Below are 16,246 nucleotides of genomic sequence, written 5' to 3'. Positions count from 1 at the left end.
GATTTTTAAGGTTGATTAATAGATAAAACTCACCAATGAGTGCGCGCTACGTTGGAGACAGTGGCCATGACCGTTAAACAGATCCGCGCCTTCCTGGCCGTGGCCCAGAGTTTGAGCTTTGCCGTGGCTTGCGAGCGGCTGCACCTGTCCCAATCGGCGCTGAGCCTGACCATCAAGGCGCTGGAGGACGGCCTGGGCGGGCGCCTGTTCACCCGCAATACCCGCAACGTCGCGCTGACCGCGGAAGGCGAATCGCTGCTGCCACTGGCTCGTCGTTTGATCGCGGACTGGGACAATGCCGAGGATGAACTGCGCCAACGCTTCACCCTTCAGCGTGGCCGCGTGACGCTGGCGGCCATGCCGTCGTTTGCCGGCAACTTGTTGCCGCCGATCCTCAAGACCTTCCGTGCGCGTTACCCCAAGGTCAACGTCACGGTGAACGACGTGATCAACGAGCAGGTGCTGGAAATGGTCCGCGACCGCCAGGTGGAATTGGGCGTGGCGTTTGAGCCGACCCAGAGTTCGTCACTGCAATTTACCCCGTTGTACATCGACCGGTTTGTGGCGGTGGTGCCGCTTGATTCACCGCTGGCGGACCTGAGCGATATCGATTGGCAGACGTTGCTCAAGGAACCGTTCATTACCCTGCAGCGACCGTCCACGGTGCGGGTGATGCTTGAAGAGCACTTGCAGGCGCGGGGGATGAAATTGCCGGTGGAGTTTGAAAGTCATCAGTTGGCAACGGTCGGGCGGATGGTGGCCAGCGGACTGGGCGTGAGCGCGGTGCCAGCGTTGTGCGCCGGGCAGATGCGCGAGCTGGGCGCGCGTTGCATCACCCTGCGCGACCCGGTGGTGGAACGGGCGATCGGGGTTTTGACGACCGGGCAAGAACTGTCGGCGGCGGCGCAGGCGTTGTTCGATATTCTCAAGGCTGAAAACCTTGGCGAGCGTCTGAGTTGATCACGGTCACCTATGGGAGCGGGCTTGTGTGGCGAGGGGGCTTGCCCCCGTTGGGGCGCGAAGCACCCCTAAAACCAATCACCGCGATCTTGAATTTAGAAAGCGGTGACTGGTTTTACGACTGCTTCGCAATCGAGCGGGGCGATGCGGCGTTCCGACAAGCCCCCTCGCCACACAAGCCCGCTCCCACAGGGTCCGGTTTCATCCGTTGCATCCGGGCAGACCAACCTGCCCGGGTGATGAGCCGGGCGTTATTTACGCGCCTCCAGAATCAGGTTGAACGGCGTTTCCGTGGCTCGCCGGAACTGGGTGAACCCCGCCTCGGTGAAGACCTTGCGCAACCGTGCCTCGCCTGCCTGGGCACCGAGCCCGAGGCCGACCTCCTGGGACAGCGAGTTGGGTGTGCAGATAAAGGTCGAGGCGGCGTAGAACAGCCGTCCCACCGGGTTGGTGTTCTCGTCAAGCGTGTCGTTGGCGAAGGGCTCCACCAGCAGCACCGTGCCGTCGGGTTTGAGCGATTCATAGGCATGCTTTGCGGCGCCGACCGGGTCACCCATGTCGTGCAGGCAGTCGAAATAGCAGATCAGGTCATAGTCGTCGCCCGGATAGCTCTTGGCGGTGCCTTGGAAGAACCGCGCCCGACCGGACACGCCACCTTCTTCTGCGCGCTGGGTGGCGACGGTGATCGAGGGCGCGTGGTAATCAAAACCGACGAACCGCGACTCGGGGAAAGCCTGGGCCATGATCACGGTCGAGGCGCCGTGGCCGCAGCCGATGTCTGCCACTTTCGCGCCGGCTTCCAGTTTGGCGACCACCCCGTCGAGGGCTGGCAGCCACTCGCTGACCAGATGCGCCTTGTAGCCTGGGCGGAAGAACCGCTCGGTGCCGCTGAACATGCACGGATGGTGATCGCCCCAGGGCAGGGCGCCGTTGCCGCGCATAGCGTTGACCAGTTTGTCCTTGTCATGGAAAAACGACGCAACCACCGCCATACCGCCGGCTACATAAACCGGTGAGTCTTCGATCGCCAGCGCCAGGGCTTGCTCTTCGGGCAGGCGGAACTGGCCGTCGCGGTGTTCCATGTAACCGGAGGCGGCGTGGGCGCTGAGCCATTCACGCAGCAGGCGGGTGTTGCAGCCGGTCTTCGCGGCGAGTGTTTCGGGGGTGACGGGCTGACTGTCGGCCATGGCCCGGTACAGGCCGAGTTCTTCGCCGAGGATGACGTTGGCGAGCATCGCCGCGCCCCCCATGTCGCTCACCAGTTTGCCCATGAAATCATTGAGTCTGGCCTCGTCCATCTTGTGTGCTCCTTCAGCAGGATCACGGCCCGCAGGCATTGTTTGTCGAGGCATGCGCCTGTGGGCGGTGATCGTGGGAATGAACAGGACGATAACCGCGTCCTGGCTCCCCCCGCGGGGGGTAATCAACAAGTCTAGTTCGTGTATCCCTCTGTATCTGGCTGCCTGTCCGATACAGTGCGCTGAGAAGAGGGGTGTTTGCGCACACAGACCCGACACACCGAGGCGCTTGACTGGGCCTGCCGGCCGGCACTGAGTGTTCAGGCGCTGGAGACCGGATCCCAGGATGAGATCGACACCATGCAAATTCCCCTCACATCTGCGCAGGCGACCGTCGGGCTAGGCTTGCGCCGCGGTTTGATGAAGGACCTGCAAGCGGCCTCGGCGGGCGCTTTCGATTTTCTGGAAGTCGCGCCGGAAAACTGGATTGGCATCGGCGGCGCGCATGGCGCGGCGTTTCGTGCCCTGGCCGAGTGTTATCCGTTGTCCTGTCACGGCTTGTCCTTGTCGCTGGGCGGATCGGCGCCGCTGGACGTCGGGTTTCTGCGGGAAGTGCGGGTTTTCCTCGATCACTACAAGGTGCCGCTGTACAGCGAACACCTGAGCTACTGCAGCGATGACGGGCATCTTTACGATCTGCTGCCGTTGCCGTTTACCGAGGAAGCGGTGCACCACGTCGCCACCCGAATTCGTCAGACCCAGGACATTCTCGGTCGGCGCCTGGCGGTGGAAAACGTCTCCTACTACGCCGCGCCGCAGCAGGACATGGACGAACTGACGTTCACCAACGCAGTACTGCGCGAAGCCGATTGCGACCTGCTGCTGGACGTCAACAATGTCTACGTCAACTCGATCAATCACGGTTTCGATCCGCAGGCGTTTCTGGCGGGTATCGACGCGGGGCGGGTGGTCGCGATGCATGTGGCGGGGCATTTCGACGAATCCGACACCCTGAAAATCGACACCCACGGCGCCTCGGTCAAACCTGTGGTCTGGGCTTTGCTGGCCGAGGCGTATGCGCGGTTCGGCGTACAGCCGACGCTGCTTGAACGGGACTTCAATTACCCGGCGTTCTCTGAACTGGTGAGCGAGTTGCAGACCATTCGCCGACTGCAGGAGGAGGCGGACCGTGGATAAACCGACGCTGTATCAGCAGCAAGACACCTTGACTCGCTACCTGCGCGACCCCGACCACTGCGCACCGCCTGCCGGGATGGACGTGGCACGGGCGCAGGTTTATCGCGACCTGGTGTTCTCGAACCTGTCGTCGTTGCTCAGCGGCACCTTTCCGGTGTTGGTGAAGATATTGGGCGGCAGTGACTGGCGTGCTCTGGTGCGGATCTTCCTGCGGGACTACCGCGCTCACACGCCAAAATTCGGCGAGATCGCCCGGGAGTTTGTCGAGTTCCTCGCATCGATGCCGCTGGCGCTGAACGATGGGCCGTGGCCACCGTTCATGGTCGAGCTGGCGCATTACGAATGGGTCGAAATGGCCCTGCAACAATCCGACGCCGAGCCACTACCCGCCAGCGATGCAGGGCTGCTGCTGGATCAACCGTTGCAGGTTTCGCCACTGGCCTGGCCGTTGGCCTATGGCTGGCCGGTGCAAAAAGTGGGGCCGGATTACCAGCAACAAGTGCCACCGACTCAGCCGACGTTGCTGTTGGTGCGTCGGGCTGAAGACTGGAGTGTGCGCTTCTCCGAGCTGAGCCCGCTGGCGTGGCGGTTGTTGCAGCGGATCGGGGAGTTTCCAGAGCTCGATGGTCGGTCGCAACTGGAAGGGCTGGCGGTGGAGGCGGGGATGGCCGGGTCGCTGGAGTTCATCGACAGCGGGGTGGCGTTGCTGCGGCAGATGCATGGGGACGGAGTAATCGGCATAGCGGCCTTTAGTCGCTGCTAATCAGCGAATCACCCTACATCCATTTCCACCTTTCCTGACTTCATTTCTGATTGATCCCCCGCAAAGTCCCCGCGCCTAATTTTCTGCGCAAGGGATTGCTTATGTTCGACTCCTTTTCTCCAGTCGCTGCCTGCTTTTCGGTGCGTTGATGGAGCACATCGCCCGTATCGAGCAGGAGCTAGACCGTTTTCCGGACTCCCTGACGCTCTACCGCAAACAGCTTAAGCGTTGGCTCAACCAAACGGCGGACATGGCCAGCCGTGCCGCTGATTTGCCGTCGCTGATGGACATGGAACGCAAAATCAAACTGGGCGATACCAGTAAGTCCGTCAGCAGCAGCGATGACGATTTTTTCTCCAGCGTTGCGCAGTGTCCCGACGGCGGAATTCTGCAGATCGAGAGCAAGTTCGAGTCGGTTTACGACGTTCCGTTGGGGAATATTCAGGTCGATGTCATTGCGGTGGATGGCGGTAAGTCGACGCCTGTGACGCTCAATGAACGTGGCAAGGGAGAGTTCACCGGTACACCCGGCAAGTTCTACCGTGTTCATGTTCACAACGAAGTCACCCCGGATCAGGTAAATGAGCTGTTTTCCTCGTACGACGGCCTGACGAAGGAACTCGACAGCTGGCTGCGTGATGAATGGCAGACGTTCAAACCGAAGTGGTCGGAATCGTCTTCGGTTGCTGTAGGCAATGGAATGCTCGCGGGAAGTTGGGCGGCAATTGAAGGAGTGTGGGACGGCATCGGCCTGCTTTCGGACATTCTCAAGGATCCGGCGAAGTTTGGAGAGCGGTTGGGCGAAAGCGCCGCAGAGCTGGAGAAGCTCGCCAAAGCCGCACCGGATGTCATGGAAAAAGCCCAGTTGCTAGTCAGTGACGAAGCGGCGCTGTGTCTGCTGGTGCGCTGCGCCAGCCTCTGGCTCGACATGCTGCCACCCAGCGAAATTGCCGGCAAAACCGCCGAAGCGGTGTCGATGGTGGTGGTGCAGCTGCTGATCGATATCCTGATTGGCCTCGTCCTGACGTTCGCCGGGGCGGGCGCCGGCATCGCCTATCTGACGATGCGTTTGGCTGATCGAGCTGCGCAGTTGCTCAGTGCCGTTGTGCGTCTCGTGAAGGCGATTTTCACGATCATCAATAACTTCATCGGCTACGTCGACCGCTACAAAAAAGTCGCCGCCCGCGGTATCGCCGCAGGGATGAAAAAAGGTCGGATGCAACTGCGTTGGGATGCCAGGCGCAACACCACTCTCAAGCAAAGCGAACACCGCGACGACGCCCCGGATCAGGCGAAAAACCCCAATGGCGACAGCGCCGATTGCTCGGCACTGACCTGCACCAACGGCTGTCCTGTGTCGATGGTCAGCGGCGAAGAACTGCTGACCCTGACCGACGGTGCGCTGGACGGGCTGCTGCCGTTTGCCTTCACCCGGTTGTACCGCACCAGCGCGGTGGAGATAGATTGCGGGCTGGGCTGGGGCTGGAGCCATTCGCTCGCCCATCGACTGGAGATCGACGGCGACCAGGTCATCTGGATCGACCACGAAAACCGCCGCACCACGTTCCCGCTGCCGAATCACGAACGCCCGGCCATCCACAACAGCCTGTCGCGCGCGGCGATTTACGTCGGCAATGACCCCGAAGAACTGATCCTCGCCCAGGCCGGCGACGACACACGGTTCTACCACTTTCACAACGGTCGGCTGACGGCCATTAGCGACGCCTACGATAACCGCCTGCGCATCACCCGCGACCGTCAGGAACGCATCCAGCGCCTCGACAACGGAGCCGGTCGTGCCTTGCTGTTGCGCTACGACCGCGCCCACCTGATCGCTGTCGATTACCAGTGTTTCCGCCCGGCCCAGACCCTCGCCGAGGCCTGGCACACCGAGCAGACGCTGGTCAGTTACCGCTATGACGCCCGCCAGCGCTTGATCGAAGCGAGCAACGCCGCCGGGGAAAGCGAGCGTTGCGACTACGACGACCAGCACGTAATTTTGCAGCGGCAACTGGCCGGTGGCGCAAGTTTCTTCTGGGAGTGGGAACGGTCCGGCAAGGCGGCGCGCTGCGTGCGGCATTGGGCGTCGTTTGCGCAGATGGACACACGGTACGTCTGGGATGACCAAGGCAGCGTCACCGTCCAGAACATCGATGGCAGCGAAGAGGTTTACGTCCACGATGACCGGGCGCGGCTGGTGCGTAAGGTCGAGCTGGATGGCGGTGAACACCTCAAGGTCTACGACGATCAGGGTCGGTTGGTCGCCGAGCAGGATCCGCTCGGAGCCGTCACCGAATACCGCTACGACGAAGTCGGACGGTTGGTGGCGCTGATTCCACCGGACGACGAGCCAACGGCCTACGAGTATCGCAACGGTTTCCTGCATGCGCGCTATCGCGGTCAGGCGGTGTGGAAATATCAGCGCAATGCTCAGGGTGACGTCACCGAAGCCACCGATCCGGACGGTCAGGTCACCCATTACCACTACGACGAACAAGGCCGGCTACTGTCGATCCGCTACCCGGACACTAGTCGCCATGTCTTTGTCTGGAATGCCCTGGGCCAGTTGCTTGAGGAAACGCTGCCGGACGGTGGTCAGCGAGCGTTTTCCTACGATGCGCTGGGGCGGCAGACGACTCGTCAGGACGAACACGGTGCGGTTACCCAGTACCAATGGGACGCCGTTGGCCGACTGATCCAGACGACATTGCCGACCGGCGCCACCCGTGGGTTCAGCTACAACGCCTACGGCAAGCTCACCGCCGAACGCAATGAACTGGGCCGCGTCACCCGCTACGAGTACGTCGACGATTTGCACCTGGTCAGCCGCCGGATCAATCCCGACGGCACCCAGCTCAAGTACCGCCATGACAATGCGCAGCTGCTGCTGACGGAAATCGAGAACGAATCCGGCGAAAAGTATCAGCTGGACTACACGCCCAGCGGCTTGATCCGACAGGAAACCGGCTTCGACGGTCGCCGCACCGCGTACGCCTACGACCTCAACGGGCACCTGCTGGAGAAAACCGAGTTCGGTGATGACGGCTCGCAGCTGGTCACGGGCTATCAACGGGACTCTGCCGGGCGCTTGCTGGTCAAGACCTTGCCCGACGGCATCCAGGTCCAATACCGCTACGACTCGCTGGGCCGACTGACCAGCGTCGACGACGGCCACGATCACCCGCTGGAGTTCGAGTACGACCAGCAGGATCGCCTGATCACCGAGCATCAGGGTTGGGGCACCCTGCGTTATGGCTATGACGCCTGCGGCCAGCTCAACCGCCTGCGCCTGCCGGACGGCAGCAAACTCGACTACCGCCACGCCAAGGGCGGTGCGCTGACGGCTATCGACCTTAATGGCACACGTCTTACAAACCACACGTACAAATCCGGTCGAGAACTACAGCGTCAACAAGGCCTGCTGCTCAGCGAATATGCCTACGACGACCAGGGCCGGCTAAAGGCCCACGCCGTCAGCCAACAGAAAAAAAGCCTGTACCGCCGCGACTATGCCTACAGCCTCAACGGCAATCTCGACCATATCGCCGACACCCGCCACGGCCAGCGCAGTTACCAGTACGACCCGCTCAACCGCCTGACCCGCGTCCGCCACACCCGCGACGACCCACCGGAAACCTTCGCCCACGATCCGGCCGGCAACCTGCTGATGCAGGACCGCCCTGGCCCGACGACCGTCAAAGGCAATCGCCTGCTGATGCAAGGCGACCGCCATTACGACTACGACGCCTTCGGCAACCTGATCCGCGAGCGTCGCGGCACCGGGCAGAAACTGGTCACCGAGTACCGCTATGACTGCCAGCATCGGCTGGTCGGCGTCACGTTGCCGGATGGAAGTTGCGCGAGTTATCGCTACGACGCTTTTGGCCGGCGCATCGCCAAATCCGTCGACGGCAAAACCACCGAGTTCTTCTGGCAAGGCGATCAGGTCGTCGCCGAAAGCAGCCAGGAGCATTACCGCAGCTACGTCTATGAACCCGGCAGCTTCCGCCCGTTGGCGATGCTCGACGGCAAAGGCCCAAAAAAGGCCTGCCCGTTCTACTACCAGCTCGATCACCTGGGCACACCGCAGGAATTGACGGATTTCGGTGGCGAGATTGTCTGGTCGGCGAAGTACAACGCCTACGGCAAAGTCACTCACCAGACGTTCGGCGGGGGCGAGCAACTTGAACAACCGTTACGGTTTCAGGGGCAGTACTTCGACGCCGAGAGTGGTCTGCACTACAACCGGCATCGGTACTATGATCCGGAGGTGGGGCGGTATCTGACGCCGGATCCGATCAAGCTAGCCGGTGGGCTGAACCAGTATCAGTACACGCCGAATCCGACGGGGTGGGTTGATCCGTTGGGGTTGGCATGTCTACCGTGTCCTGGAGAAATAGAGGCTGATGGGCCGTTCAGCGAAATTGTTCCGGGTGGTGGTTTAGCAGCACACGAGGCACAGGGAGGGCATCTTATTGCGAAGCATATCGGGAGAACGGATTTGCAGTTAGCACAAAGACTGGAAGCAGAGCCAACTATCCCTGCCGCTTCAACATTCCCTGATCGAGCTATTGCTGAGTCGGCTGTCGCGAGGGCGCTATCTGAAAACAAAAAACGGATCGACAAGTTCCTTAAAAGTAAAAAGAGCAAGACGACCATTACGCATCAATTCGACCTGCCAGTAGGAATCAGTTTGCCTAACGGTAGTACCGACTATGTGCCAGCCTCGAAAGTATTGTTGGTATTGATAAAAGACGCCCGACGTCCTGAGGGATATTTTTTGCTGACAGGGTTTCCAGAGATATGAACAAAGAATTTCCCGAGTTACACGACTTTTTTGGAGCGTACTTCCATCAAGATTGGACGGTCGAACATGATACGGCTGAGCAAGTGATTGATGCTTTTTTAGCTGACTCCGATCCCGAGGATCTGATGGTAGTCCAGCATGAACTCAACACACTGCTTGATCAGCGGAAAGATGAGCTGGTGTTAAGGGATTACCTATTGAAAGAACTGAGCTGTTACTACTGCTACTGGAATGCGTGGGAATCAGGCGAGTCGTGGTTGCTCCATATCGCCAACAGATTGGCTAGTCGGCTGGATCGTCCTTGATGGAAAATTGCTGCGAAATTTCTGGGCAAAGTCGTCGGAAGTTTCCTTCAAGTTGTAGCGGTTTCCATGAACTGGTGCGCAGCGCGCCTCATCGATAGTCTTTGGGCGGTCACTGCAAATTCAGTGACAGGGCGTGGAAGCCCTTCTATCGTTAGGCGCATCAAGCGCCACCAGTTCGGCGTTTTTTATCGTCTGTGTTTCATGGTGGCTGTGCGCGGGGCGCTTTCGAGTGCGCCGGGTGCCTAACGTCCCGGTCTTCCACACCTGCGTACAGCCGCCACCTATTCGCGTGGAAGTGATTTCTGGCGGCTTCAATCCATACGTTAGGACTTAAATCGATGAAGACGCTTACACCCGATCCACCCTACGAAAAACCAATCCCCCACCCCGTAAACCGCTTCATGGCCCTCACCGGCAACTGCACCGACATGCCCACCCTGTTCGTCGATACCCACGCGCCGATTGATGTTTTGTATGACGCTGCCAGCTATCGAATTCGCGCAGTCACTCAGGTGCTTGAGAACATGTCGATGCGCGGTTCAGTCGAGTGCGAATCCTTCATTCTCAGTGACTTTGCCTTGCTCTGTGCTATTCCGTTACGGGATGGGTGCGATGTGCTGGATGTCATTGGACGGCGGTTGCGGGCTCGGCCTTCGGAGTAGCGTCTAGCGCGGCTTTTGTGGCGAGGGGGCTTGCCCCCGTTGGGCAGCGCAGCGGCCCCAAAATCAGCAATCCGGTATTGTCAGGCTCGCTAGGGGGGGGCTTTGCGACTGCTTCGCAGTCGAACGGGGGCAAGCCCCCTCGCCACAAGGGCCTGACCGCACACAATCCCCCAAACACCACACCTACATTGGATGGGCGGTGTTTATTGGGGCTTTGGCAACTTGAGCTCCGCACACAACCCACCATCCACGCGATTGCTCAAGGTCAGTGACCCGCCAATCGCCAGCGCCAATTGCTGGGCAATCGCCAACCCCAACCCGGTCCCGCCGGTGCTGCGATTACGCGAATTCTCCACGCGGTAGAACGGCTGCATCACCTGGGCCAATTGCTCTTCGGCAATCCCCGGCCCTCGGTCCATGACCTTCACCGACAAGCTGCCGTCGGCCTTCGTTTCCACCCACAACTCAGCCGCGCCAGCGAATTTCAGCGCGTTGTCCACCAGGTTAACCAGCACTCGCCGCAAGGCATGGGGCCGGGTGTTGATCACTGCGGCGCTTTTGCCGCCCAGCTGCACGTCTTTGCCCATGTCCTGATAGTCGAACACCAGGCTGTCGAGGAACGAATCCAGATCGGTGCGGCGACTTTCCTCGGTGGCGCCATGGATGCTGCGGGCGTAGGCCACGCCTTCGCGCACCAGGTGTTCCATCTCGCCGAGGTCATTCCACAGTTTGTCTTTTTCGCTGGAGTCGTCCATGAATTCGGCACGCAGTTTCATGCGCGTGATCGGGGTTTGCAGGTCGTGGGAAATCGCCGCCAACAGTTGCATGCGTTCCTTGAGATACGCCGCGATACGCGCTTGCATGGCATTGAATGCCCTGGCGGCGTAGGCGACTTCGGTCGGGCCTTTTTCATCGAGGTGCACGGCGTGGGTGTTGGGGTCGAGGGTTTCCACGGCTTGGGCGAGGCGGGTGAGCGGGCGGATGGCGATTCTCACGGCCAGCCAGGTGCAGGCGATCAGCAGCGCCAGTTGCCCCAGTAATACCGCCGGTAACCACGGGGACAAAGGCACCATCGCGGGGCGCACGTCGATGGTGACGGGGCTGCCGTCCTTCAGTTTCAGATGGGCCTGGAAGTGTTTCTTCGGGCCGGGGATGTCGGTAAAAGTCAGCGGGTATTCATGGCCGATGGCGTCCTGAATCGAGGGGACTGCAATCGGCACATCGCTGGGCGCCATTGGTGTGCCGGGCGAACCTTCATTCAGCAGATAACCATAGTTGGTGCGTTCCAGGCGCTGCAGCCAGCTCGCTCGTTCGTTGGCAGGCAAGCGGTCGAGGATGGCGAGTGAGGTCGAAACGTCGGTTTCCAGATTGCCCAACATCGTATTTTTCGCACTTTCATAACGCTCGTAGTACTGCGCGCCAAAGGACAGCGCCTGGGCGAGGATCAGGCCGATCAGGAAAATCAGCGACAGCCGCGAGGCCAGCGTGCGGGGCCAGTGCAGCGCAAGGTTCATGACGGCGCACCGAGCACTTCCACCGGCAGGGAAAACACATAGCCTTCGCTGCGCACGGTCTTGATGTAGGCCGGTTCCCGGGCATCGTCGAGCAGGCGCTGACGCAAGCGGCTGACCAGCAAATCGATGGAGCGGTCAAACAGATCGGCGTCGCGACCTTGAGTCAGGTTGAGCAACTGGTCGCGATTGAGCACCCGCTGAGGATGATCGAGGAACACCCGCAGCAAACGATATTCCGCGCCGCTGAGGGCGACCATGGTGCCGTCCTGATCCAGCAGATGCCGGGCCGAGGTGTCCAGGCGCCAGCGACCGAACGCCAGCAGGCGACCGCTTTCGGTGATCACCAGATTCGGCGGCAGCATCCGCGTACGGCGCAGCACGGCGTTGATCCGGGCAAGCAGTTCACGGGCGGCGAACGGTTTGACCAGGTAGTCGTCGGCGCCCATTTCCAGGCCGATGATGCGGTCGGTTTCATCGTTGCGGGCGGTGAGCATCAGCACCGGCGTGGCCTTGTGTTTGCCGGCGCGCAGCTCACGGCAGAGCAGCAGGCCATCGTCGCCCGGCATCATGATGTCGAGCACGATCAGGTCCACTGGCGTGGTCTCCAGAAACGCGCGCATCTGCCGTCCATCCGCCACCACGGTGGTGCGCAGGCCGTTCTTCTTCAGGTAATTGCCTACCAGTTCCCGGATCTCGCGGTCATCGTCCACGATGAGAATGTGATCGACGTGTTCCATGGTCGCCATGCCTCTTGAGTAGGAGTTTTCGCGCAGTCTACCGAGTCAAGGCTCGCTCGCCCGCAGCGGTTTGTATTGCAGTGTATCTGGCCTGTCGGCGGATACACGGGGACGCAAAAACAGCCGGTTTCAGGGGTTTTGTATCGCTGTGTATCGCCGGCCGTTGCTGATACATAGCAATTTACTCGCGCCTGTTCCAGACACAGACGGGATACCTCGCGGGCTTCTAATGGCTTCCATCGAGGCAAACCCAAACCGCCTCGGCCCCATCAACGATTTGGTAACGATTGACCCATTGAAGCCCCGAGGAAACCACCATGAATACCAAAGCCGTCTACGCCGCCTGCCTGTTTGCCGCCCTGAACATCTGCACCTTGTCGGCCCGGGCCGAAGCCAATGTCACCCCGCAAACCTACACCTATGGCACGCACCTGGACATCCAGAAAGTGCTGTCGATGAAAGAGGACGCCACACCTTCCTGCGGGATTGTGAATGCGCGGATGACTTACCTGGATTCCCAAGGCAAAACCCAGGCCCTGAATTACAGCAAATTCGCGGACAACTGCAACGAAGACAACTGAGTCCCTTGCTCACCCGTTCTCAATCCCTTTTTTGAAACAGGAAGAACCCCATGAACAACGTCACCCGCTTTTTAACCGCCATCGTTTTCTCCGTAGCCGGCGTCGCCGCCCATGCCAACGCGGCTGTTGAACAGAGCAGCTGTGGCAGCAGCACCTGCTTCCAACTGACGCCACTGGTGGCTGAGGATGGTTCCAGCCGCACACCGCAGGGGCAATTGGTTGCAGAGAATGGCTCCAGCCACACACCGCAGGGGCAATTGCTTGCAGAGAACGGTTACAGCCGGACGCCACAGGGCCAGCAGTTGGAAAACCAGATGGCTTGAAGCCAGGCACTGTTCTGATGAACTCAATATTCCCAGTGTGGGAGCAGGCTAGCCCCCACATGGGACTCGTATTCTCAAGGTGAACCCATGTTTCTCATCGCATTCCTGGGCGGCATTTTGACCGTCCTCAGCCCCTGTATCCTCCCGGTCGTGCCGTTTCTGTTTGCCGGTGTTAAACGCACACGCACCTCGATCCTGCTCACCCTCGGTGGCATGGCCCTGACCTTCGCCCTGATCTCCAGCCTGGCCGTGGTCAGCAGCGATTGGGTGATACAGGCCAACAACACCGGCCGCCATGTGGCGCTGATCGTGATGGTGCTGTTTGCGCTGTCGCTGATCTCCGCGCGCATCGGCGGCTGGCTGGCGCGGCCGTTCGTGTTGCTGGGCAATCGCCTCGACCCCAACACCCGCAAAATGTCCGGCCCGCTGGGCTCGGTGATGATTGGCGTCGCCACCGGTCTGCTCTGGGCTCCGTGTGCCGGGCCGATCCTCGGGGTGATCCTCACCGGCGCCATGCTGCAAGGCGCCAATGCCCAGACCAGCTTGCTGCTGGTGGCGTATGGCCTGGGCAGCGCGTTGTCACTGGGCACCTTGATCTTCGCCGGTCGCGGTCTGGTCAATCGCTTGAAACCGTCGATTCCGGTTACCGGTTGGCTGCGTCGCGGCGCCGGTGCTGGGGTGTTGGTCGCGGCGGCGGTCATTGCCACCGGAACCGATAACAGATTGCTCGCCGGCACCTCCTCCGAAGGTGTTACCTCGGTGGAACAGCAGGTGCTGGAAACCGTGCCGAAGGTGGTCGATTACCTGGTCAGCAAGGTCAAGGCCGACCCGATGGACGCGGCCAAAGGTGCGATGCCGTCACTCTCTGGCGCGGTCGAATGGCTCAACTCGCCAGCGCTGAGCAACGACTCCCTGCGCGGCAAGGTGGTGCTGGTGGATTTCTGGACCTATGACTGCATCAACTGCCAGCACACCTTGCCCTACGTGAAGGACTGGGCGAAAAAATATGAAAAGGACGGCCTGGTGGTGATCGGCGTGCACACCCCGGAATACGGTTACGAACGCATCCTCGACAACGTTCGCGATCAGGTGAAAAAGCTCGGTATCACCTACCCGGTGGCGATCGACAACAACTACGCGATCTGGCGCGCCTTCGACAACCAATACTGGCCGGCTCACTACCTGATCGATGCCAAGGGGCAGGTGCGTTACAGCCACTTTGGCGAGGGTCGCTACGAGACTCAGGAGCAGATGATCCGGCAGTTGTTGGAAGAGGCCAAGGCGCCTGCCGCGTAACCTTTCCAATCAATGGCTCACAGGTTGCGCACCATGAGCCATTGGTCGTTTTCCCAGGCCTGAAAACGCTCCAGCACTGTCCATCCGCGTCTGGCGTAGTAATCGCTCTGGTCCCGGGTGTGTAAATAGATCTTCGCCACGCCACGTTCCCTGGCCTGCGCGCATATCCCCTCAATCAAACGCTCCGCCAATCCTTTTCCCCTTGCTTGGGGGGTGACGAACACACAAGCCAGCCAAGGACCCAGGTCAGGCCGGTGAGCCAGGTCGGCGGTGGCCAGTGCCGCACCACCCAACAGGCGGTCTTCATCCAGGGCGATCAAACATTGCCACGTGCCGTCGAATTGGCCGTCAGCGAATTCCCGTTGCCACTGAGGCAAGGGCTGGTCGGCGTATTCATAGTGGAATTGTTGGTGAATCCATGAAGCAAAGATGTCGCTGTGGTGCATGTGGTGAGCGAGCCAGTCCAGGCGAGGCATGGGGGAATCCTTTCAAAAAACGGTGGCCCATAAGAGCTGATTCAGGGCACATCGGCAATCCCGGGGGGCGGGTGTTAATCCTGCGTTACAAACGCATGACCATGTATCGGAGATCGGTGTATTTCGTGAGTCTGCCGGACGACCGGGCAGGACGAATACCTATCCGGGAGCTTTAGTTTGTGGACGGGGTCACTTGCGACCCTGCCATCACGATCATGAAAGGGAGAGGGTTATGCCTAAGTTCATTATTGAACGCGAGCTTCCGGGAGCCGGCGCACTGCCACAACAGGAACTCAAAGCGATCTCGCAAAAATCCTGCGATGTGTTGCGCGGATTGGGGCCGCAAGTGCAATGGCAGCAGAGTTACGTCACGGGCGACAAGATTTACTGCGTGTACATCGCGCCGAGCGAGGAGCTCATCAGGGAGCATGCCAAACAAGGTGGCTTTCCGATCAACAGCGTTTCCCGAGTCATGAGCATCATCGACCCCACCACGGCGGAGTGAGCCGGGACCCGTTACAACCCGCAGCGGAGCAGACTTCATGAGTACACCCATTGACCTCACCGCCCTGAAAAACCGTCAGATGACTGCGTGGGCCAGCGGCGACTATGCCGTGATCGGCACCACGTTACAGATCGTTGGCGAACAACTGGCTGAAGCCTGCGACCTGCTCTGCGATGAGCTCGTGCTCGACGTCGCTGCGGGCAACGGTAATGCCACGCTTGCCGCTGCGCGCCGGGGCTGTAAGGTCACGTCCACCGACTATGTGGCCAAGCTGCTTGAGCGCGGCGAAGACCGGGCACGGGCGGAACACCTGAACGTGACCTTTCAGGTGGCCGACGCCGAGGCGCTACCTTTCGAGGATGCCAGTTTCGATGCCGTGCTCTCGACCTTTGGGGTGATGTTTACCCCGGATCAGCCCAAGGCTGCCGCGGAATTGGCGCGGGTGTGCCGCCCGGGAGGCCGGATCGGCCTTGCCAACTGGACGCCTGAAGGTTTCGTTGGCCAGATGTTCAAGGTCCTGGGGCGCCACATGCCGCCACCCGTGGGCGCTCAACCGCCTTCAAACTGGGGCTCCGAAGCGTGGTTGCACTCACAGTTCGATCAGCGCGACTTCGTGCTTCAGGTGACACGACGCTTATTCAACTTCCGCTATCGTTCGGCCGCCCATTTCATCGACACCTTCCGCACCTGGTATGGCCCGGTTCACAAGGCTTTTGCGACCCTGCCACCCGAAGGGTCCGCCGCCCTGGAACACGACCTGACGGAACTGCTCAAGCGCCTGAACCGAGCGGGGGAGCGGTCGTTGGTGGTGCCAAGCGAATACCTGGAGGTGGTGATCACCCGGCGCTGAGTCGAGAACACAAAATCCCCGTGGGCGCGACC

15 protein-coding genes are annotated in these 16,246 nt (G+C 60.5%); 11 read left to right on the top strand and 4 right to left on the bottom strand.

Annotated features, from left to right (window positions below; translation table 11 throughout):
- Positions 1-66 precede the first annotated feature (66 nt).
- Complete coding sequence (locus JUI81_RS11515) at positions 67-960, top strand: LysR family transcriptional regulator (protein ID WP_204124278.1); 894 nt, start codon at positions 67-69, stop codon at positions 958-960.
- Positions 961-1,211: 251 nt separating this feature from the next.
- Here JUI81_RS11515 and JUI81_RS11510 read toward each other — a convergent pair whose 3' ends face one another.
- The gene (locus JUI81_RS11510) at positions 1,212-2,258 is read right to left on the bottom strand and encodes a class I SAM-dependent methyltransferase (RefSeq protein WP_019649312.1); all 1,047 of its coding nucleotides are present in this window, start codon (positions 2,256-2,258) and stop codon (positions 1,212-1,214) included.
- Positions 2,259-2,558: 300 nt separating this feature from the next.
- On the opposite strand from JUI81_RS11510, the gene JUI81_RS11505 reads away from it, so the two are divergent.
- The 5 genes from JUI81_RS11505 (at position 2,559) to JUI81_RS11485 (ending at position 9,932) form a co-directional block, all read left to right on the top strand.
- The gene (locus JUI81_RS11505) at positions 2,559-3,395 is read left to right on the top strand and encodes a DUF692 domain-containing protein (protein ID WP_204124462.1); all 837 of its coding nucleotides are present in this window, start codon (positions 2,559-2,561) and stop codon (positions 3,393-3,395) included.
- Positions 3,388-4,158: a DUF2063 domain-containing protein gene (locus JUI81_RS11500; protein WP_204124277.1), complete on the top strand. Its 771-nt coding sequence runs from the start codon at positions 3,388-3,390 to the stop codon at positions 4,156-4,158. The genes JUI81_RS11505 and JUI81_RS11500 overlap by 8 nt, the downstream gene beginning before the upstream one ends.
- Positions 4,159-4,306: 148 nt before the next feature.
- Complete coding sequence (locus JUI81_RS11495; RefSeq protein WP_204124276.1) at positions 4,307-8,965, top strand: RHS repeat protein; 4,659 nt, start codon at positions 4,307-4,309, stop codon at positions 8,963-8,965.
- Entirely contained in the window at positions 8,962-9,270 is a 309-nt protein-coding gene (locus JUI81_RS11490; RefSeq protein ID WP_019582712.1) for a contact-dependent growth inhibition system immunity protein, read from the top strand. The genes JUI81_RS11495 and JUI81_RS11490 overlap by 4 nt, the downstream gene beginning before the upstream one ends.
- Before the next feature lie 338 nt (positions 9,271-9,608).
- Positions 9,609-9,932 (top strand): hypothetical protein, encoded by a 324-nt coding sequence (locus tag JUI81_RS11485; RefSeq protein ID WP_204124275.1) that lies wholly within the window; start codon positions 9,609-9,611, stop codon positions 9,930-9,932.
- A 203-nt stretch (positions 9,933-10,135) separates the two neighbouring features.
- Here JUI81_RS11485 and JUI81_RS11480 read toward each other — a convergent pair whose 3' ends face one another.
- On the bottom strand, positions 10,136-11,446 hold the full coding sequence (locus JUI81_RS11480; protein WP_204124274.1) for an ATP-binding protein: 1,311 nt from the start codon (positions 11,444-11,446) through the stop codon (positions 10,136-10,138).
- Positions 11,443-12,183: a response regulator gene (locus tag JUI81_RS11475; RefSeq protein WP_026286577.1), complete on the bottom strand. Its 741-nt coding sequence runs from the start codon at positions 12,181-12,183 to the stop codon at positions 11,443-11,445. Before JUI81_RS11475 ends, JUI81_RS11480 begins: the two co-directional genes overlap by 4 nt.
- Positions 12,184-12,500: 317 nt before the next feature.
- Here JUI81_RS11475 and JUI81_RS11470 point away from each other — a divergent pair, with 317 nt between their 5' ends.
- The 3 genes from JUI81_RS11470 (at position 12,501) to JUI81_RS11460 (ending at position 14,383) form a co-directional block, all read left to right on the top strand.
- Positions 12,501-12,764: a DUF2790 domain-containing protein gene (locus JUI81_RS11470; RefSeq protein ID WP_019582709.1), complete on the top strand. Its 264-nt coding sequence runs from the start codon at positions 12,501-12,503 to the stop codon at positions 12,762-12,764.
- A gap of 50 nt (positions 12,765-12,814) precedes the next feature.
- On the top strand, positions 12,815-13,087 hold the full coding sequence (locus tag JUI81_RS11465) for a hypothetical protein (RefSeq protein ID WP_019582708.1): 273 nt from the start codon (positions 12,815-12,817) through the stop codon (positions 13,085-13,087).
- Positions 13,088-13,174: 87 nt separating this feature from the next.
- Complete coding sequence (locus JUI81_RS11460; RefSeq protein WP_019649303.1) at positions 13,175-14,383, top strand: cytochrome c biogenesis protein DipZ; 1,209 nt, start codon at positions 13,175-13,177, stop codon at positions 14,381-14,383.
- A 17-nt stretch (positions 14,384-14,400) separates the two neighbouring features.
- Here JUI81_RS11460 and JUI81_RS11455 read toward each other — a convergent pair whose 3' ends face one another.
- Entirely contained in the window at positions 14,401-14,859 is a 459-nt protein-coding gene (locus JUI81_RS11455; RefSeq protein WP_019649302.1) for a GNAT family N-acetyltransferase, read from the bottom strand.
- A 232-nt stretch (positions 14,860-15,091) separates the two neighbouring features.
- Between JUI81_RS11455 and JUI81_RS11450 the strand changes: the two genes are divergently transcribed.
- Entirely contained in the window at positions 15,092-15,364 is a 273-nt protein-coding gene (locus tag JUI81_RS11450) for a DUF4242 domain-containing protein (protein WP_019582706.1), read from the top strand.
- Between the two features lie 37 nt (positions 15,365-15,401).
- Entirely contained in the window at positions 15,402-16,214 is an 813-nt protein-coding gene (locus tag JUI81_RS11445) for a class I SAM-dependent methyltransferase (protein WP_019582705.1), read from the top strand.
- The last annotated feature ends 32 nt before the right edge of the window (positions 16,215-16,246 follow it).

Origin of the sequence: Pseudomonas sp. 008, assembly GCF_016861935.1 — a bacterium.
Lineage (GTDB): Bacteria > Pseudomonadota > Gammaproteobacteria > Pseudomonadales > Pseudomonadaceae > Aquipseudomonas.
The sequence above is the reverse complement of the archived record's forward strand: the minus strand, read 5'-3'. Positions and strand labels throughout refer to the sequence as shown.